The organism is Xenorhabdus miraniensis (genome assembly GCF_002632615.1).
This window is the reverse complement of the sequence record NZ_NITZ01000013.1, coordinates 1-18,336: the sequence shown is the minus strand read 5'-3', so window position 1 is coordinate 18,336 and position 18,336 is coordinate 1. Positions and strand designations below refer to the sequence as shown.

15 protein-coding genes and 8 tRNA genes are annotated in these 18,336 nt (G+C 43.2%); 1 reads left to right on the top strand and 22 read right to left on the bottom strand.

Annotation, left to right across the window (positions count from 1 at the left end):
- Positions 1-167: 167 nt before the first annotated feature.
- The 9 genes from Xmir_RS13030 to miaB all read right to left on the bottom strand — a co-directional run bounded on the left by Xmir_RS13030 (position 168) and on the right by miaB (position 9,242).
- Positions 168-893: an amino acid ABC transporter ATP-binding protein gene (locus tag Xmir_RS13030; protein ID WP_099114663.1), complete on the bottom strand. Its 726-nt coding sequence runs from the start codon at positions 891-893 to the stop codon at positions 168-170.
- Positions 893-1,567 (bottom strand): glutamate/aspartate ABC transporter permease GltK, encoded by a 675-nt coding sequence (gene gltK / locus Xmir_RS13025; protein ID WP_099114662.1) that lies wholly within the window; start codon positions 1,565-1,567, stop codon positions 893-895. Before gltK ends, Xmir_RS13030 begins: the two co-directional genes overlap by 1 nt.
- A 4-nt stretch (positions 1,568-1,571) precedes the next feature.
- The gene (locus Xmir_RS13020) at positions 1,572-2,312 is read right to left on the bottom strand and encodes an amino acid ABC transporter permease (RefSeq protein WP_099114661.1); all 741 of its coding nucleotides are present in this window, start codon (positions 2,310-2,312) and stop codon (positions 1,572-1,574) included.
- A gap of 120 nt (positions 2,313-2,432) precedes the next feature.
- Entirely contained in the window at positions 2,433-3,320 is an 888-nt protein-coding gene (locus tag Xmir_RS13015; RefSeq protein ID WP_145956899.1) for an amino acid ABC transporter substrate-binding protein, read from the bottom strand.
- A 442-nt stretch (positions 3,321-3,762) separates the two neighbouring features.
- Positions 3,763-5,316: an apolipoprotein N-acyltransferase gene (gene lnt, locus Xmir_RS13010; RefSeq protein WP_099114659.1), complete on the bottom strand. Its 1,554-nt coding sequence runs from the start codon at positions 5,314-5,316 to the stop codon at positions 3,763-3,765.
- Positions 5,317-5,326: 10 nt separating this feature from the next.
- The gene (corC, locus tag Xmir_RS13005) at positions 5,327-6,205 is read right to left on the bottom strand and encodes a CNNM family magnesium/cobalt transport protein CorC (RefSeq protein ID WP_099114658.1); all 879 of its coding nucleotides are present in this window, start codon (positions 6,203-6,205) and stop codon (positions 5,327-5,329) included.
- Between the two features lie 71 nt (positions 6,206-6,276).
- On the bottom strand, positions 6,277-6,744 hold the full coding sequence (ybeY, locus tag Xmir_RS13000) for an rRNA maturation RNase YbeY (protein ID WP_099114657.1): 468 nt from the start codon (positions 6,742-6,744) through the stop codon (positions 6,277-6,279).
- Positions 6,741-7,718, bottom strand: coding sequence for a PhoH family protein (locus Xmir_RS12995; protein ID WP_422646017.1), 978 nt, complete (start codon positions 7,716-7,718; stop codon positions 6,741-6,743). The genes ybeY and Xmir_RS12995 overlap by 4 nt, the downstream gene beginning before the upstream one ends.
- Before the next feature lie 93 nt (positions 7,719-7,811).
- Positions 7,812-9,242, bottom strand: coding sequence for a tRNA (N6-isopentenyl adenosine(37)-C2)-methylthiotransferase MiaB (gene miaB, locus Xmir_RS12990; RefSeq protein ID WP_099114655.1), 1,431 nt, complete (start codon positions 9,240-9,242; stop codon positions 7,812-7,814).
- A 203-nt stretch (positions 9,243-9,445) separates the two neighbouring features.
- On the opposite strand from miaB, the gene ubiF reads away from it, so the two are divergent.
- Entirely contained in the window at positions 9,446-10,633 is a 1,188-nt protein-coding gene (ubiF, locus tag Xmir_RS12985) for a 3-demethoxyubiquinol 3-hydroxylase (RefSeq protein WP_167385984.1), read from the top strand.
- 382 nt (positions 10,634-11,015) lie between these two features.
- On the opposite strand, the gene Xmir_RS12980 is transcribed toward ubiF, so the two are convergent.
- From Xmir_RS12980 to Xmir_RS12920, 13 genes are all read right to left on the bottom strand, one after another.
- Positions 11,016-11,090, bottom strand: a tRNA-Gln gene (locus Xmir_RS12980).
- Between the two features lie 18 nt (positions 11,091-11,108).
- Positions 11,109-11,185: transfer RNA gene (locus Xmir_RS12975), tRNA-Met, on the bottom strand.
- 41 nt (positions 11,186-11,226) lie between these two features.
- A tRNA-Gln gene (locus Xmir_RS12970) sits at positions 11,227-11,301 on the bottom strand.
- Between the two features lie 18 nt (positions 11,302-11,319).
- A tRNA-Met gene (locus Xmir_RS12965) sits at positions 11,320-11,396 on the bottom strand.
- Between the two features lie 41 nt (positions 11,397-11,437).
- Positions 11,438-11,512: transfer RNA gene (locus tag Xmir_RS12960), tRNA-Gln, on the bottom strand.
- Positions 11,513-11,600: 88 nt separating this feature from the next.
- A tRNA-Gln gene (locus Xmir_RS12955) sits at positions 11,601-11,675 on the bottom strand.
- Between the two features lie 67 nt (positions 11,676-11,742).
- Positions 11,743-11,827, bottom strand: a tRNA-Leu gene (locus Xmir_RS12950).
- Between the two features lie 5 nt (positions 11,828-11,832).
- Positions 11,833-11,909, bottom strand: a tRNA-Met gene (locus tag Xmir_RS12945).
- A 151-nt stretch (positions 11,910-12,060) separates the two neighbouring features.
- Positions 12,061-13,284 carry a DNA-binding transcriptional regulator NagC gene (gene nagC / locus Xmir_RS12940; RefSeq protein WP_099114653.1) on the bottom strand — a complete coding sequence of 408 codons (1,224 nt, stop codon included), beginning with the start codon at positions 13,282-13,284 and terminating at the stop codon, positions 12,061-12,063.
- A 12-nt stretch (positions 13,285-13,296) separates the two neighbouring features.
- Positions 13,297-14,454 (bottom strand): N-acetylglucosamine-6-phosphate deacetylase, encoded by a 1,158-nt coding sequence (nagA, locus tag Xmir_RS12935; protein WP_099114652.1) that lies wholly within the window; start codon positions 14,452-14,454, stop codon positions 13,297-13,299.
- Between the two features lie 30 nt (positions 14,455-14,484).
- Positions 14,485-15,291 (bottom strand): glucosamine-6-phosphate deaminase, encoded by an 807-nt coding sequence (gene nagB, locus Xmir_RS12930; protein WP_099114651.1) that lies wholly within the window; start codon positions 15,289-15,291, stop codon positions 14,485-14,487.
- Positions 15,292-15,660: 369 nt separating this feature from the next.
- Positions 15,661-17,175, bottom strand: coding sequence for an N-acetylglucosamine-specific PTS transporter subunit IIBC (gene nagE / locus Xmir_RS12925; RefSeq protein WP_099114650.1), 1,515 nt, complete (start codon positions 17,173-17,175; stop codon positions 15,661-15,663).
- 196 nt (positions 17,176-17,371) lie between these two features.
- A complete protein-coding gene (locus tag Xmir_RS12920; protein ID WP_099114649.1) occupies positions 17,372-18,025 on the bottom strand; it encodes a glycosyltransferase in 654 nt (217 codons plus the stop codon).
- Positions 18,026-18,336 lie beyond the last annotated feature (311 nt).

The following is an 18,336-nucleotide window of genomic DNA, read 5'->3' as shown; positions in this document are numbered from 1 at the left end:
TGCTTGTTGTTATGAAACATAGTGGTTTATGAAATCTAAGACGCCATAGCATAGCTGATAAGGGATAGGCGCAACAACTCTTGTTAAAGGTGGAATGTGGAAAATTACTTATTTTTGATGGAATTTAAGGCCGGCGGATAGTGTTGCCATCCGCCGACAAATAAAAATCAGTGCAAAATTTTTGCCAGAAAATCGCGGGCACGCTCCGATTTCGGGTTGGCAAAGAAATCTTCTTTCTTACTGTCTTCGACAATTTTTCCCTCATCCATGAAAATAACGCGGTGCGCTACTTTTCTGGCAAATCCCATCTCATGGGTTACCACCATCATGGTCATGCCTTCTTTTGCCAATTCAACCATGACATCCAGCACTTCATTTATCATTTCGGGATCGAGTGCAGAAGTTGGCTCATCAAACAGCATCGCAATAGGGTCCATGCAGAGGGCACGGGCGATGGCAACCCGTTGTTGCTGACCACCAGAAAGTTGTGCGGGGAATTTATTAGCATGATTGGTTAATCCAACTCGTTCCAGTAATTTTAGTGCTTTTTCAGTCGCCGCTTTCTTGTCGCGTTTTAGTACCTTAACTTGGGCCAGTGTCAGGTTTTCAATGATAGAGAGATGTGGAAACAGCTCAAAATGTTGGAATACCATTCCCACTTTGGAACGTAACTGTGCCAGATTGGTGCTCTTATCATTGACTTTCGTTTCATTTACCAGAATTTCACCCTGCTGGACGGGTTCAAGGCCATTGACCGTTTTTATCAGCGTGGATTTACCGGAACCAGAAGGCCCACAGACCACGACTACTTCGCCTTTTTTGACTTCAGTCGAGCAGTCAGTAAGAACCTGAAATTGGCCATACCACTTGGATACATTTTTCAGGGAAATCATCAAACAGTCCTTTTCTTCAAATAGTTAACCAGCATAGAAGCGGCAAAACTAATCACAAAATAAACAAAGCCGGCAAACAGTACCATTTCAACCTGAGTGCCGTCGCGCTCACCAATATTCGCTGCTGTACGGAAAAAATCAGCCAGACTCAGTACATATACCAGAGACGTATCTTGGAATAATACAATGCCTTGCGTTAGCAATAGTGGAATCATTGCCCGGAATGCTTGCGGCAGGATGATCAGACGCATGCTTTGCATGTGGGTCATACCCAGTGCCAGCGCAGCAGAGGATTGCCCACGGGAAATACTCTGAATACCCGCTCGAATGATTTCGGAATAGTAAGCGGCCTCAAATAGCGAGAAAGCTACCATTGCGGAAATTAAACGGATATCGGTTTTTGGTGATATACCTAGAACATTTTGTAATAAGTTAGGCACAATCAGATAGAACCAGAGTAATACCATCACCAGCGGAACTGAGCGAAAGAGATTAACATAAAGAGTGGCAAACCAATTCAATACCTTAATGGGTGAGAGACGCATCATTGCCAGAATGGTTCCCCAGACAATTCCAATGATAATGGCTACTACGGTGATTTTGGCCGTTATCATCAATCCATTCAGGAGAAAGGGCAGGCTAGGAATAATTGAACTCCAATCGAACTGATACATTTATTTACCTTCCTCCCATATTGCCTGGCAAACGTACTTTTTTCTCAAGTATGGTCATGGCAAGCATAATCACGAGATTGATAGCCACATAAGCCAAAGTGATCGCTGTAAATGATTCATAGGCGTGTGCTGAGTAATCCAGCAATTTCCCGGCTTGTGCAGCCATATCAACCAGCCCGATAGTAGAAGCAATGGCTGAGTTCTTCACCAGATTGAGCATTTCTGAAGTCATTGGCGGAATGATCACCCGATAAGCGTTTGGCAGCAGAACATAACGATAAGTTTGTGGCAGGGTTAATCCCATTGCCAACCCTGCGGCCTTTTGCCCTCTGGGGAGTGACTCAATGGCGGCACGAACCTGTTCACATACGCGGGCGGCAGTGAATAATCCCAAGCAAATAACAGAAGAAATAAAAAATTGAATATTAGGATCCAGTTCCATTTTGAACCAATCGCTTACGCTTTTGGGCAGGAATTCTGGCACGACCAAATACCACGTAAAAAACTGGACAATAAGGGGTACATTGCGAAACAGTTCAACGTAACACGCGCCAAGCCCGGAAAGAAATTTATTCGGGACAGTGCGGAGAATACCAAACAAAGACCCGACAACAAGTGCAATAAGCCAAGCGCAGATGGAAAGTGCGATGGTGACTTGAAACCCGGAAATTAGCCACCCCAAATAGGTGGTATTACCAAAAGGGGCAGCTTGTAAAAAGATGCCCCAATTCCAATCAACAGACATAACCGTTCTCCCTGAAATGGGGTTGGCAGTAATACTTAAAAACGATCTAAAAAAATGAGGTAGGGAACGACTACCTCAGACCCGTCGTGCCAATAAAATCAGGATTTTTTAGTTCCTTAATCAGTTCAATACCTTATCGTTTGGTGACTTAAACAAAGCTCTCATTTCATCTGACATGGAGAAGTTCAGGTTCAGGTTCTTGGGTGGAATTGGTCCTTTGAACCAGCGATCAAACATTTTTTCTGCCTCACCGGAGGTCTGTACTTTAACAATGACGTCATCAATCAATTTTTTGAATTGAGGATCATCTTTGCGCAGCATACAGCCATAGGCTTCTTCTGATTGCGCCTTGCCAACAATAATCCATTGATCCGGTTTCTTCGCTTTTGCTCGTTCGCCCGCGAGCAGAGCATCGTCCATCATAAAGGCAACGGCACGGCCTGATTCCAGAGTGCGGAATGAATCGCCATGGTCTTTGGCACTGATGATGCGCATTTTCATTTGCTTCTCATCATTGAGTTTATTCAACAAAATTTCAGAGGTTGTACCAGAAGTCACGACAACATTTTTTCCTGCCAGATCATCAAACCCTTTGATGCCAGAATCTTTTTTAGTCAATAGGCGAGTGCCGACGGCAAAGATAGTGTTGGAGAATGCTGCTTGCTTCTGTCGTTCATAATTGTTAGTTGTAGACCCACATTCAAAATCGAATGTTCCGTTTTGTAACAGGGGAATGCGGTTCTGGGAGGTAATTGGGATCAGCTTGACCTGTAGGTTAGGCATATCCAGTTTTTTCTTAACAGCATCGACGATCAAATTGGAATAATCTTGAGAATAACCAACGACGTTTTGCTGATTATCGTAGTAAGAGAATGGGACAGAAGATTCTCTGTGTCCAACAACGATAATACCATTATCTTTGATTTTTTTCAGTGTACCAGTCAATTCCTCAGCATGAGCAGCCCCAACCGCGCTAAGTAACATCATAGTTAACATCAACTTACGCATATACAGCTCCTATATCTGGCTATTTTTCGTGAAATTACACTTTCTTATCGATGATTGTGTTTTTACATAGATAAATAAAATTGTTTGTAGAAACGATTTTCTGAATCGTTTTGTTTATGTGCTGTAAAAAAATAATTCATAATGTTACTTTTTTGAAACCATAATGTTTTCATTTCGCGACCTGCCTCGCACTATAAATAAACAATTTCATTTATGCGTGCTTAGAAAGTGAATAATATCGAATGCTGTTCACACTTTGAACTATTTGGCATGATATTCTGTTTATGCGTTATAAATCTGGTTATATGTGTTGTAAATTTGCGTTACATCAGTGATGAAAGCGAGGGGCAAGGAGGATTACTGAAGTTGTCTGTGGAGTGAGATAAAAATTTATAAAATCAGGGCATAAAATATGCCCTGGTTCATAATTAATAACATCTTCTCATTTATGAGAAATTACGTTTTTTGACGTTTTTTGACGTTTTTTCATAAAAGCAAAAATGAAAAACAGCATACTGATTCCCCATATCGGCCAATTTCCGAAGCGAAAATAAGGTGTTACGCCTGTTGCGGGCGTAACTTTAGCCTCTAATACCTGCCGGGTAAATTGTGGGATTTCAGCTTGAATTGAGCCATTTGGGCTGATCACTGCTGTAACACCATTATTGGTTCCTCTTAACAGAGGGCGACCCAGTTCAAGGGCGCGCATCCGAGCCATCTGGAAGTGTTGCCACGGACCAATGGAACGCCCAAACCAGGCATCATTAGAAACGGTGAGCAAAAATTCTGTATCAGGCTTGAAGTTATCACGTACCTGTTCACCCAAAATAATTTCATAACAGATAGCAGCAGTAATATTGTGCCCTGCAACGGAAAGCTGTGGTTGGGTGTAATCACCACGGCTAAAAGAAGACATTGGCAAATTGAAAAAGGGGGCCAATGGGCGCAATACTGATTCCAACGGGACAAATTCACCAAATGGTACAAGGTGATGTTTGTCGTAACGAGTAGGGGCTGGGTATTGGTAAGGTGTTTTATCACCTAATACGATAATGCTGTTGTAAAATTTATAACCTTCCAGCGTGGGCCGGGCATCAACAATACCGGTAATTAAGCTGGTATTGTGTTCTCTCAGTGAGGTATCCAGTTCGGTCAGAAAAACCCTTTGGTTGTATTCAGTATCTGGAATGGCAGATTCAGGCCAAATGATAATAGGCGCCTTGCCAATGAAAGGGCGGCTATTATCCAGATAAATATCCAACGTTTTCCCAAGAGCAGCAGGATCCCACTTTATGGCTTGGGGAATATTGCCTTGAACCAATGCGATATTAGTGGCTTTTTCCGGTTGCAGGGTATACCACTGATAATGTCGCATTGGCCATGGCAGTAGCAGCAAGATAATGGCAATGATGGCCGATGATAGCTTTTTATGAACAGTAGCAAAAACCAGTAACCCGCTAATCATCATAAGCAGGAAGGTAATGCCTTCCACGCCCAGAATGGGCGCAACGGCTTTCATTGGGCCATCAATTTGACTGTAGCCGAATTGTAACCAAGGAAACCCGGTTAATACCCAGCCACGCAAGAATTCTGTTAATTGCCAAAGCGCAGGGCTGGCAATAACCAGTCTGATACCACTGGAAGTTGGAAAAAAACGGTTCAGTAAGCCGGCGAATAATGCAGGGTAAAGGGCAAGATAGGCTGATAGCAGGAGTACCAAAAAAATATTGATGGCGGTTGGCATGCCTCCAAAATCGGCAATACTGACATAAACCCAATTTGCACCGCTGCCAAATAAGCCAAATCCCCAACATAAACCAATAAAGAAAGCCTGACGGTGGGTTCTGTTTAAGGTGAGAATTTGCAGGCTGAAAAGAGAAACGAGAGCAGCAGGCCAGAAATCAAAAGGTGAAAAAGCCAGTGTTCCACTGGCTCCGAAAAGAAGTGCCAGCACAGCACGTAGCCGCTGGCAGTTCATTAATGAGGCTTTGTTCATCCAGATCCTATTATTGTTTATCAAGGCTAGGAACTTCAGCATCATCCGGTATTTTTACATGAACCTGAATGATCTTACGGCTATCAGACATTGCTACTTTGAAAAGATAGCCACTAATGACAATAGATTCTCCACGGGAAGGCAGATGCCCGAATGCCTGCATAACTAGCCCGCCAATGGTATCAACCTCTTCATCGCTGAAATTGGTACCGAAAACCTCGTTAAAATCTTCAATTTGAGTCAATGCCCGAACTGAATAGGAGTGCCGGCTTAACGCGCGAATATCGTTATCTTCATCATCATCGTATTCGTCTTCTATTTCACCAACAATCAGTTCAAGAATATCTTCAATTGTGACCAGACCAGAAACACCGCCAAATTCATCGATCACAATCGCCATATGATAACGTTGAGAACGGAATTCTTTCAGCAGTCGGTCAACACGTTTACTTTCCGGCACAACAACAGCTTGACGAAGCACTTTATCAATGCTGAAAGGCTCTGTATTCGAGCGCATGAATGGCAGTAAATCTTTCGCCATTAATATGCCTTCGATGTGATCCTTGTCTTCACTGATAACAGGAAAGCGTGAATGGGCCGAATCGATAATAACATCCAGACATTCGTCCAGAGATTGATTGCGTTTTAAGGTAACGATCTGTGAGCGTGGGATCATAATATCCCGCACACGTTGGTCAGCAATATCCATTACCCCTTCGAGCATCTCTCGGGTATCGGGATCGATCAGGTCGTTCTGCTCTGAATCACGGATCAGTTCTACCAAATCATCACGGTTTTTCGGCTCACCGTGAAAAAGCTGATTAAGAAGCGCAAAGAAGCCTTTCTTAGGGCCAGGGCTATCGTTACTTGAAGGATGGTCGTCGCTCATGGCGTTTTAATGAAAATTCCCCATTAATAAATCGTAGAATGTAATGTTTAACATAAAAATGTCGGTCATGGTTATTCTTTTTCCATGAGATAGGGATCAGGATAACCCATTTTTTCCAGAATTTCTGTTTCCAGAGATTCCATTTCCTCTGCTTCATCGTCTTCGATATGGTCATATCCCAGAAGATGAAGGCTGCCGTGAACAACCATATGTGCCCAGTGTTCCTCGACGGTTTTTTGTTGCTCTTCTGCCTCTTTTTCAACAACTTGACGGCAGATAATTAAATCGCCGAGCAAGGGTAACTCAACTTCAGGGGGTGCTTCAAATGGGAAGGATAGCACATTGGTTGGTTTATCTTTCCCGCGATAAGTGAGGTTTAAATCGTGGCTTTCTGCCTCATCGACCAAACGAATGGTCACTTCACTTTCTGCCTGAAATTGTGGCAGAACACCTTCCAACCAGCGTTGGAACAGGGCTTCATCAGGAAGCCCTTTTGGATTTTCACATGCAATTTGCAAATCTAATATGACTGAGCTCATTGTGCTTCCTGTTTGCGTTTTTCATTAAGCGCTTTTTTACGCTCTTGCTCTGCGGCTTCCCATGCTTCATAGGCGATAACAACTTTTGCAACCACCGGATGGCGGACAACGTCTTCACTATGTAAGAAGTTAAAGCTCAGTTCATCAACATCAGATAAAACTTCTACTGCATGGCTCAGACCTGATTTCTGTCCTCTTGGCAGGTCAATTTGAGTCACGTCACCAGTAATAACCGCCTTGGAATTAAATCCAATGCGGGTTAAAAACATTTTCATCTGTTCGATAGTCGTATTCTGGCTTTCGTCGAGAATAATAAAGGCGTCATTGAGGGTACGTCCACGCATATAAGCCAGTGGAGCCACTTCAATAACGTTTCTTTCGATCAGCTTCTCAACTTTTTCAAATCCCAGCATCTCAAACAGGGCATCATAAAGCGGGCGCAGATAAGGATCGACTTTCTGGCTCAGGTCACCGGGCAGGAATCCCAATTTTTCTCCGGCTTCAACCGCAGGACGGGTCAGCAGAATACGGCGGATTTCCTGACGCTCCAGTGCATCAACAGCAGCAGCGACAGCCAAATAAGTTTTCCCTGTTCCCGCTGGTCCAATCCCGAACGTGATATCGTGGTCAAGGATATTGGCAATATATTGTGCCTGATTGGGAGTACGGGGCTTTACAACACCCCGTTTGGTTTTGATGTTCACAGCCTTGCCGTATTCAGGCACACTTTCTGCTACCTGTTCCAGTATACGGCTTTCGGTGATAGCCAGATGAACCTGCTCAGGCTCAAGATCCGGTATCATGCCGCGTACAGGGGCGGTTTCGACATAAAGATGACGCAGGATACCCGCTGCGGCATTCACACACAGTGGCTTACCTACCAGTTTGAAACGATTATCGCGACGGTTGATTTCGATACCCAAACGGCGCTCAAGTTGTTTCAGATTGTCATCAAGTGGTCCACACAGGCTCATTAAACGTTGATTGTCTGCGGGTTCCAGAAAAATTTCTTGTGTTGCTACTTGTGGGTTGATTTGTGTCACTGATTATCTCTATGTTAGGGCCTATTAAGGCTGATAAAAGCCAACGCCGAGTTCATCTTCCTTGCGTGTACGGGCAATGACTGATTCAGGTGACTCATGGATACGAAGATCCATCTCATCTTCAGTGCGGATAACTTTACCTCGCAGGGAATTGGCGTATACGTCAACAATCTCGACATCAACGAATTTGCCAATCATGTCAGGCGCACCTTCAAAGTTAACCACACGGTTATTCTCAGTACGACCGGAAAGCTCCATGATATTTTTGCGGGATGGGCCTTCAACGAGAATACGCTGTGTACTGCCAAGCATTGCACGGCTGAAGCTCATGGCTTGTTGGTTAATGCGTTGTTGGAGTAAGTACAGACGCTGTTTTTTCTCATCTTCACTTACGTCATCAGGCAAATCGGCCGCAGGTGTCCCTGGGCGTGCTGAGTAGACAAAGCTGAAACTCATGTCGAAATTAACATCGGCGATCAGTTTCATGGTTTTTTCGAAATCGTCCTGTGTTTCTCCTGGGAAACCGATGATGAAGTCAGAACTAATCAGAATATCAGGACGAGCTTTACGCAGACGGCGAATAATACCTTTGTATTCCAGCGCAGTATGGGCACGTTTCATCATCGTCAGGATGCGATCAGAACCACTCTGGACTGGCAGATGCAGGAAGCTGACCAACTCTGGTGTATCCTCGTAAACTGCAATGATATCATCAGTGAATTCAATTGGATGGCTGGTGGTAAAGCGGATACGGTCGATACCATCGATAGCCGCAACCAAACGCAACAGCTCTGCAAATGTGCAGATATCTCCATCAAACGTTGCACCACGATAGGCATTGACGTTTTGACCAAGCAGGTTAACTTCACGCACGCCTTGTGCTGCAAGTTGAGCAATTTCAAACAGAATATCGTCACAAGGACGGCTGACTTCTTCTCCACGGGTGTAAGGAACGACACAGAATGTGCAGTACTTGTTACAGCCTTCCATAATGGAAACAAAAGCGGCTGGGCCTTCTGCACGAGGCTCTGGCAGACGGTCGAATTTTTCTATCTCAGGAAAACTGATATCAACGACCGGACTGCGGGTGCCTTTGACATGGTTAATCATTTCAGGCAGACGATGCAGAGTCTGCGGCCCAAAGATAATATCGACACTAGGCGCACGCTGGCGAATAAAATCCCCTTCCTGAGAGGCTACGCATCCGCCCACGCCAATAATGATCTCAGGGTTTTTGTCTTTTAAGCCTTTCCAGCGACCAAGTTGGTGAAAGACTTTTTCCTGCGCTTTTTCACGGATTGAACAAGTATTCAGGAGTAAGATATCTGCTTCTTCGGCGACATCGGTTAACTGATAACCGTGAGTGGTTTCCAGCAGGTCGGCCATCTTGGATGAATCGTATTCATTCATCTGACAGCCCCAGGTTTTGATGTACAGTTTTTTTATCGTCGACATTTTGTGTATCCGGTGTTTCCAGTGGAATGATGCTTCAACACTGAAAAGCGCAATGTATTGCACATAGTGTATTTAGCATAATATTGTTGGCTATTGTAGTCATTTGAGGCACGAGTGACCAGACTGTAACACCGGATATTCACAGCCGGAAAGGGAAAATTCCGGTACACTATTTTAATCAACAAGTTAATCACGTGATAAGTATGAATAATCCACAACAAAAATTCGATATCCTTGTCGTGGGCGCTGGCATGATTGGCGCCGCGACAGCATTGGGATTGGCACAGGAAGGCTGGCGCGTTGCGCTATTGGAGCACCAGCCACCAGCGCCTTATGATGCAGACAGTGAACCTGATATTCGCGTATCTGCGATTAGCTGTGCTTCCGTGGATTTATTGAAGCAATTGGGAGCGTGGAAAAATGTATTACAGATGCGCAGTGCCCCTTATCGCAAATTAGAAACGTGGGAGCAAAATGATTCCAATGTCACTTTCGATGCCAACAGCCTTGGGTTGCCGGAGTTGGGCTATATGGTGGAGAACCGTGTCTTGCAATTGGCTTTGTGGCAGGAATTTGAACGTTACCCAAACCTAACACTGTTTTGTCCTACGGTTCTGAAGTCGATGCAGCGTCAACGCGAGGATAAAACATGGCGGGTAATATTGGCAGAGGGGACGGAAATTGATGCACATCTGATTATTGGTGCAGATGGCGCCCGCTCTCAAGTTCGTCAATTGGCAAATATTGGCAGCAAAGGATGGCAGTATCGGCAGTCGTGTATGTTGATAACGGTTAAGACTGAGCAACCCCAACAAGATACAACATGGCAGCAGTTTTTTCCTTCTGGTCCCCGAGCTTTTTTGCCGCTGTTTGATCAGTGGGCTTCATTGGTTTGGTATGATTCTCCTGCACGTATTCGTCAATTGCAATCAATGACGATGGTACAACTTGAGCGAGAAATTTCTAAGGCATTTCCTGCCCGTTTGGGCGAAGTCGCTCCGATTGCAGCAGGCTCATTTCCTTTGGTTCGCCATCATGCCAGCCATTATGTGCAAGAAGGATTGGTGTTACTGGGTGATGCAGCCCATACCATTAATCCGTTGGCAGGGCAGGGCGTGAATTTGGGATATAGAGATGTTGATGTTTTGCTCAATGTACTGACTAATGCCAAAGAATTGCTGGAAGATTGGCATTCTCAGGCAGTTTTGATGCGTTATCAGCGCCGTAGGATGCCGGATAATTTAGTGATGCAGGCAGGGATGGATCTTTTCCACACTGCATTCAGCAGTGATTTGCCGGGACTGAAAACAGTGCGCAATTTGGCACTGATGGCGGCACAACGTTCAGGTGTTATGAAAAATCTCGCACTGAAATATGCTTTGGGCTTGTGAGTGGTGTTGATTTTTATCAAACCTGTTTAGTTTTACAAACCCGTTTATTTTTACAATCCATAGCAATGGCTATTGTCTCTTCCAGTTAGAAGCCACGGATGGTTTCTGTTACATGCTGCTTTTACACACTGTTTTGTATTCTGTTCTTACTTCTTGTATATACAAAAATTGTGATTTTTGCATATTATCTCTTCAGTGTATTTATTAAGCAAACATACAAGCCCGCCTATGAAAAATATCCTCGGCTAAATTATTGCCTGATTTCTAAGAGCCACTCATTTAGCGTTTTTTGTGATATCAAAAGATCTTATTGTTATTGGGCTACATCTTTTATCGGAGGAATGAGGTGGAGAGGGTTATTTCACAAACATATTGACAGATATGGCTGGGGTACCTGGATTCGAACCAGGGAATGCCAGGATCAAAACCTGGTGCCTTACCGCTTGGCGATACCCCAATTGGATTTGAAAATGAATGGTGGCTACGACGGGAATCGAACCTGTGACCCCAGCATTATGAGTGCTGTGCTCTAACCAGCTGAGCTACGTAGCCATTTACAATAATCGTAAAATTTATGGTAATTTTCAGCAACATGGCTGGGGTACCAGGATTCGAACCTGGGAATGCCGGAATCAGAATCCGGTGCCTTACCGCTTGGCGATACCCCAATTGGATTTGAAAACGAATGGTGGCTACGACGGGAATCGAACCTGTGACCCCAGCATTATGAGTGCTGTGCTCTAACCAGCTGAGCTACGTAGCCATTTACGATAATCGTAAGATTTGTGATAACGTTCAGTAATGTGGCTGGGGTACCTGGATTCGAACCAGGGAATGCCAGGATCAAAACCTGGTGCCTTACCGCTTGGCGATACCCCATCTGAGTGTTACCACTGCGACCTTTATTGTTCTCAAGCTTTTTTAATTTAACGCCATATCGTTTTAGCCATCTGCTGTTTCAGTTGTATGGCTGGGGTACCTGGATTCGAACCAGGGTATGCCAGGATCAAAACCTGGTGCCTTACCGCTTGGCGATACCCCACCTGAAACAACACACTAAAACTTAAAATCGTCAATAAAAAATTTTAAGTACAAACCGATAAAGAAAATGGTGCGGGAGGCGAGACTTGAACTCGCACACCTTGCGGCGCCAGAACCTAAATCTGGTGCGTCTACCAATTTCGCCACTCCCGCAAAGATGGTGGCTACGACGGGAATCGAACCTGTGACCCCAGCATTATGAGTGCTGTGCTCTAACCAGCTGAGCTACGTAGCCATCTTTCGCTTTGCCTTCATCGGCGGTGCGGGGCGAATTATGCGTATATCAGAGAGATGCGTCAACTGCTTTTTTAAAGAAATATGCACAAAGGCGTTCATTTGTTTGTCTTATAATCATTTTGCTGACTTTACCGACAAGATGGCTGATGTTATCCCCCAAGAAGATGTTGTAACAGTATACCATTAAGCATAGCGCGTTTTGTTAGCGCAAATGCGCCAATAGCAGAGCAGTGGTTTAGCTCGGAAACGACAACAGGAAGATCTTCACGAAATGCTTGTAATACTTGTGTATTGATACAACTCTGTATAGCTGGCAGTAAAACCTGCTCTGCTTCGGTTATTTCTCCTGCAATAACGACTTTCTGAGGATTAAATAAGTTAATCGCGATAGAAATCGCTTTGCCAAGATAGTGTCCTACTTGCCTGATGACTTCTGTAGCCAACGGGTCACCTGCATTGGCCGCGAGGCAAATGGCGTGAATGTTGCAGTTATTCAGGGCGAGCTGGCTTGAGAAGCCTTGACGCAACTGATGCTGTACTCTGGCTTCTATTGCTGAGTTGGAAGCGATAGTTTCCAGACAGCCAAAATTACCGCAATGACAGCGTTCACCCAACGGCTCGATTTGAATATGCCCTATCTCGCCCATATTGCCACGTTTATTGAGCAGGATATTGTTGTTAACGATGACACCAGCACCCGTCCCACGATGGATGCGTACGAGAATGGAATCCTCACAGTCACGAGTTGCCCCAAAGTAATTTTCAGCTAATGCAAGGCTGCGAATATCATGCCCAATAAAACAGAAAGTATTGAAATGATCTTTTAGATTTTTCACCAGAGGCCAGTTATCTACCTTAATATGTGGCATATAACGGATAACACCTTCATCCGGGTCAACCAAGCCTGGAAGAATCACCGAGATTGCGATTAATTCACGCAGCCGACGCTGATTTTTGTCGATGAAATTCTCAATGGCGGAAATAATCCGCTTCTCAACGTCCTGCTGAGTATTCTCCGGTACAGGATAGCACTCTTCTGCTAGCGTCTTGCCACTCATGTCAAACAGCGCCAAAGTTGCATCATGGCGCCCAAGTCGAATTCCAATCGTATGGAAATGGCGGCTTTCGGTGATAATGGAAATTGCACGCCTTCCTCCTGTAGAGGCTTGGTGTTCGACTTCTTTTATCAAGCCGCGTTCCAATAGCTGACGAGTAATTTTTGTTACGCTGGCGGGGGCAAGTTGGCTTTCTTCTGCAATTTGAATGCGTGATATTGGCCCATGCTGATCAATTAGCCGATAGACCACAGCTCCATTTAGCTGCTTGACTAGATCAATATTACCGATTTGCTTTTGTGCGTTTTCATTACTCATCAATCTTGATACTCACGATAGTTTGATTTCATTTCCGTTAACAATGGTTTTGCAAATTTTGAAATCGTGAGTAAATGCAGTCAGGTTCGCTACCTTGCCGGGTTCAATCGTGCCGAGGTATTTATCAACACCGATTGCTCGGGCTGGGTAAAGCGTTACCATCCGCAACGTTTCATCCAAAGCAATACCAACATGTTCAATACTATTTTTGACACTATCAATCATTGTGACTGATGAGCCGCTTAGTGTCCCATTTTCATCAACACACAAGCCATTTCGATAATATATTGTTTTATTGGCAAAGGTAAATTGCTTCATATCTTCGGTAGTTAACCCGGCAGGAACGATGGCATCTGTTACCAAAATGAGTTTTTCATTTTTCAATCGCTTGGAATTGCGGATATTGGGCCATGATACATGCCTCCCATCACAGATAATGCCGGCATAGACTTCTGAGGAATCATAAATAGCACTGATTAACCCCGGCTGGCGACCAGAAATGGCGGGCATAGCATTATATAAGTGAGTAGAGAAGGTAATACCATTTTGGAAACCATGACGAGCTTCTTCATAAGTCGCATTGGAATGACCGGCAGAAACAACAATACCTGCTTCGGCTAATTGCCGAATATATTTGCTCTCGACCATTTCGGGGGCGAGGGTAATCTTAGTGATAACATCCGCGTTATGGCATAGGTAATTGACCATTTCCGGAGTTGGTTTACGGATATAGGCGCTATTATGAGTCCCTTTTTTGACTGGGTTCAGATAAGGCCCTTCCAGATGTAGCCCCAGTGCCTGATTGGGATTTTTTTTCAGATAGGAGTGCATCACTTCGATGGCTTTTATCATCAACTCATCGGGGCTGGTGATGAGGGTAGGGAGGAAACTGGTACAACCGTAGCGCTGATTGGTTTTCTGCATGGTATGCAGAGTATCTTCTGAAATATTATCCAATTGATCATTAAATTGAACGCCACCACAACCATTGACTTGTAGGTCAATAAATCCGGGGGTGAGATTCGCGCCGTGTAAGTCGTGTTTTTCAATCTCTTCTGGCAATTCATTTACTGGACAAACCTGTTTAATCAAACCATTCGCAACGATAACCGCGTGGTTATCAAGCCTGTCATATCCGGTATAAATAATGCCGTTGGTTAATGCGTACATATTGGTTTCCTACACTTTGACTAAATAAGTTCAGCTGGCAAATTCATTGATAATGTCGGTTTCCAGTTGGCGAAAATACTTCACTGTTTTCACTTTCAGTTCCATCGTGGCAGGTTCATCACAAACGATGAGAGATTTTGGATGTATCTGGAGGCAACTGACTGTCCACATGTGATTGATATTCCCCTCTATGGCAGCTTGCAGAGCTTGTGCTTTATTCATTCCGGTTGCCAGGATCATGATTTCCTCGGCATCCATTAACGTGCCAACACCAACGGTTAAGGCATATTGGGGGACCTGCTCCACATCATTGTTGAAAAAACGAGAATTGGCTATCCGGGTTTCAATAGTCAGTGTTTTGATACGTGTGCGTGAAGAAAGAGAAGATGCAGGTTCATTAAAAGCGATGTGCCCATCATTACCGACTCCTCCCATGAATAAATGGATTTTTCCATAAGATTTGATCTTATTTTCGTAACGCTGGCATTCAGCATCAATATCCGGTGCATTCCCGTTTAACAAATTGATATTTTCAGTTGGAATATCAATGTGATTGAAGAAGTTTTGGTGCATAAAAGCGTGGTAGCTTTGAGGATGATTTTCAGGCAGACCGATATACTCATCCATATTAAATGTCACAACGTGCTTAAAGCTCACCTTTCCGGCTTGATACAGGGATATCAGTTCATTGTAGGTCGTTAGTGGTGTGCTGCCTGTAGGAAGCCCAAGTACGAAAGGACGTTCAGTGGTTGGATTAAATTCATTGATTTTACTAACAATATAGTGAGCAGACCATCGACCAACGTCACTTGCTGTTGTTAGGGGGATCAGCCTCATGAGTACCTCTTAAAAATCATTCGTTAATTTAATTATATAAGTCTATGCACGTCTATGTGATATCAGCGATATCAATGTGATGCGTGATAGCGGTAGGGTAAAATTGCACATCATACCTGTTCTGTATGGGCTTTGTTCCATTTAAAAACAGAAAGATATTTTCAATTTTAAAATAAGATCATCTTTATGGCTAGTTTTTTAGCTTTTTTAGCACATTTAATGACTTTGTGATGGGTTTTTAAAGTGTGTTTTTTTATTATTTTAAATAAGTTTATGTGATTATTTATGTTTTAAAACAAATAGATGGTATATGTCCGCTATGATAAAAAGGAACGTAGTCACGTTCCTTTTTATCTTTATAGAGAGAACTTACTCAGTTTTATCGGCGTAACTTGGTTTCAACTGAACTTTGATTTGTTCAGCGATGCTTTCAGCTTGTGGGCCGAGGACGACTTGGATACTCTGCTTACCTATTTTTAAGACGCCTTTAGCCCCTAATTTCTTCAATTGAGTCTCATCTAACCGGGTATTGTCTTCTACCGTTAAACGGAGACGAGTGATACAAGCATCAACGGTGCGAATATTATTAGCTCCACCGAGGGCACTGATATAATGTGTGATTGCTTCTTTATCCTGAGATGCAGAAGTTGCTTTATCAGAATCTTCTTCCTCTCTGCCTATCGTCTTCAGGTTGAACACACGTATCATGAAGGTAAAGACAACGAAGTAGATAACAAAGAATAGGATAATGAGAGGGATCAATACCCATGGTTTTGTTGCTAACCCCCAACTCACTCCAAGGTCAATAAGGCTAGCGGAGAAACCAAAGCCGTGCAAGACGCCTAAAGAGTTTGTAATTACCATGCTAACGCCCGCAAGAATTGAATGTAAGACATATAATACGGGTGCTAAGAACAGGAATGAAAACTCTATTGGTTCAGTAATACCGGTCAGGAATGATGTTAACGCGACAGAAAATAACATCCCACCAATTTGAGGACGACGCGCTTTTGGCGCAGCCAGATACATGGCTAAGGCAGCACCAGGCAATCCACCCATAAAGATTGGATAGGCCCATGCCATATAGACTCCCGCATTGGGATCACCCGCAAAGAAACGATTGAGATCACCCCGAGAGAGGTCAGTCGCTATTTGAGTGATATTTGAACCTTCTATTCCGGGTATAGCTGCTCCAATAGTGAGTGAGCGTGCTACATCAGGAGCCAAGCAGATATTATGCATCGAGTCTGCCAAATCGTAAGTGATTTTTATACAGTCACCTAAGCTGAACCAGAAAACGGAATGCAGGATATAGTGCAGGCCAAACGGAATCAGGGCGCGATTAAGAACGCCATAAGCAAACCATCCAGCCATCCCACTTTTTGATACTAATAGGCTGAAATTATCAATACCATGTTGTACATATGGCCAGATATGACCGCAAACCCATGCAAGGAAGAGGCAAATAATTCCGGTTATAATGGGGACTAAACGTTTACCCGCGAAAAACGCTAAAAACTCGGGTAATTGGGTTTCAGAAAAACGGTTATAACAGTGGCCGGCAACAATCCCTGAAATAATACCGGCAAAAAAGGACATATTGATTTTAGGATCAATAACAGCGGTTGCTTTTGTCAGAATAAAAAAGCCAACGACACCCGCGAGAGCTGCTGCTCCATTGTTATCTTTCGCCAGACCGACAGAGATCCCCAGTGCAAATAATAGGGGCAGGTTTTCAAAAATGCCGCCACCTGCACTGGCAATAAAAGCGATATTGAATACGTCTGGTTGACCGAGCCGCAGTAGTAACGCGGCGATTGGAAGCGAAGCGATCGGGAGCATGAGTGCTTTTCCCAAACGCTGTAAGTAACTAAATATACCCATGGTGCTCACCTATTTGTAGTAAATATTATTGGAGACTTTTCATTATTAACATGACTTATTTTTAATTGAAAAATAAGAAAAAGCCACCGATAAGTAAGTAATTGTGATCGTTGTAACGATATTGATAAGAACTAAAATGAGCACATTGCTGTGCTCATAATGTGAAACTATTTATGCGTTTTATTAAAAACAGTATTTAAATAGTGGAAGGGAGTGTCGATATGTAACTTTTTGAAATTTCTTTATAAATTCTGTTAACGCTTTCTTCGAAGATATCTTTTGACAGTAAGGATCTGAGGTTTTGTTGTTGTATATCAGATATAAATAATTTTTGATCGTATGTGGAAATTATTTTTTTCGTTAGTGATGTTATGTCATATTTGAACTTATCTCTCGATGAGAAATAAGTTGAAGCTTCCACTGAACTTAAATCAGGAACAATGGTATAGATGCCATTTAGTGCTGCTTCTAAAGGAGTAATCCCCAACGTTTCGTAACGTGATGTACAGACAAAAATAGCCTTTTTCTTTATTGCATTAAAAATACTGAATAGTTCCGAGTGGGGTGTTTTATGTGAAATTAAAAAGTTTTTCCTATATTCCTGAGGAATCATGGAATAGAATATATCTCTTCTGACATCATTATTTTCTTCATCACCTAAGATTAATGTTTTTGTTGGAATACCTTTTTCTAATAAGTTAATAGAGGCATTAATTAATAACTCTATATTTTTAAAGTAATCTAACCTGGCAACCGCAGTGAATAACAAGATTTCATCTTTATTCGTTTTTAGAAAATGACTTATATCAGGATTTAATGATCCGCACTCGTGATTTTCGCAAAAAAACATAGGTGGATTAACCTGTTTTATTTTTTCTCGATGAACACCTTTACTTATTAAATAATCACCTTGTAGTTTAGAATGTTGTATAACAAAATACTCTTTATCAATCAGCGTATTAATGCCTATGGATTGTTGTTTATAAAGGTGAACTGCTTTATGGGAACCTCTAAAAACTTTTCACAGCCACAAAATTGAGTAAAATGTAGACACAGTACATCTCTACAAGGTAGCGCCGTCATGATACCGCCTCGTTCTGCTTTAAAAAAAGACAAGCTGGCATCCGAATATCACCGTCGAAAAATCGATGAATTAGGTGA

Coding starts and splice junctions, on each gene's coding strand:
- Xmir_RS13030 (WP_099114663.1), bottom strand. CDS start 893: ATGATTTCCCTGAAAAATGTATCCAAGTGGTATGGCCAATTTCAGGTT.
- gltK (WP_099114662.1), bottom strand. CDS start 1,567: ATGTATCAGTTCGATTGGAGTTCAATTATTCCTAGCCTGCCCTTTCTC.
- Xmir_RS13020 (WP_099114661.1), bottom strand. CDS start 2,312: ATGTCTGTTGATTGGAATTGGGGCATCTTTTTACAAGCTGCCCCTTTT.
- Xmir_RS13015 (WP_145956899.1), bottom strand. CDS start 3,320: ATGCGTAAGTTGATGTTAACTATGATGTTACTTAGCGCGGTTGGGGCT.
- lnt (WP_099114659.1), bottom strand. CDS start 5,316: ATGAACAAAGCCTCATTAATGAACTGCCAGCGGCTACGTGCTGTGCTG.
- corC (WP_099114658.1), bottom strand. CDS start 6,205: ATGAGCGACGACCATCCTTCAAGTAACGATAGCCCTGGCCCTAAGAAA.
- ybeY (WP_099114657.1), bottom strand. CDS start 6,744: ATGAGCTCAGTCATATTAGATTTGCAAATTGCATGTGAAAATCCAAAA.
- Xmir_RS12995 (WP_422646017.1), bottom strand. CDS start 7,718: ATGAGCCTGTGTGGACCACTTGATGACAATCTGAAACAACTTGAGCGC.
- miaB (WP_099114655.1), bottom strand. CDS start 9,242: ATGTCGACGATAAAAAAACTGTACATCAAAACCTGGGGCTGTCAGATG.
- ubiF (WP_167385984.1), top strand. CDS start 9,446: ATGAATAATCCACAACAAAAATTCGATATCCTTGTCGTGGGCGCTGGC.
- nagC (WP_099114653.1), bottom strand. CDS start 13,284: ATGAGTAATGAAAACGCACAAAAGCAAATCGGTAATATTGATCTAGTC.
- nagA (WP_099114652.1), bottom strand. CDS start 14,454: ATGTACGCATTAACCAACGGCATTATTTATACCGGATATGACAGGCTT.
- nagB (WP_099114651.1), bottom strand. CDS start 15,291: ATGAGGCTGATCCCCCTAACAACAGCAAGTGACGTTGGTCGATGGTCT.
- nagE (WP_099114650.1), bottom strand. CDS start 17,175: ATGGGTATATTTAGTTACTTACAGCGTTTGGGAAAAGCACTCATGCTC.
- Xmir_RS12920 (WP_099114649.1), bottom strand. CDS start 18,025: ATGTTTTTTTGCGAAAATCACGAGTGCGGATCATTAAATCCTGATATA.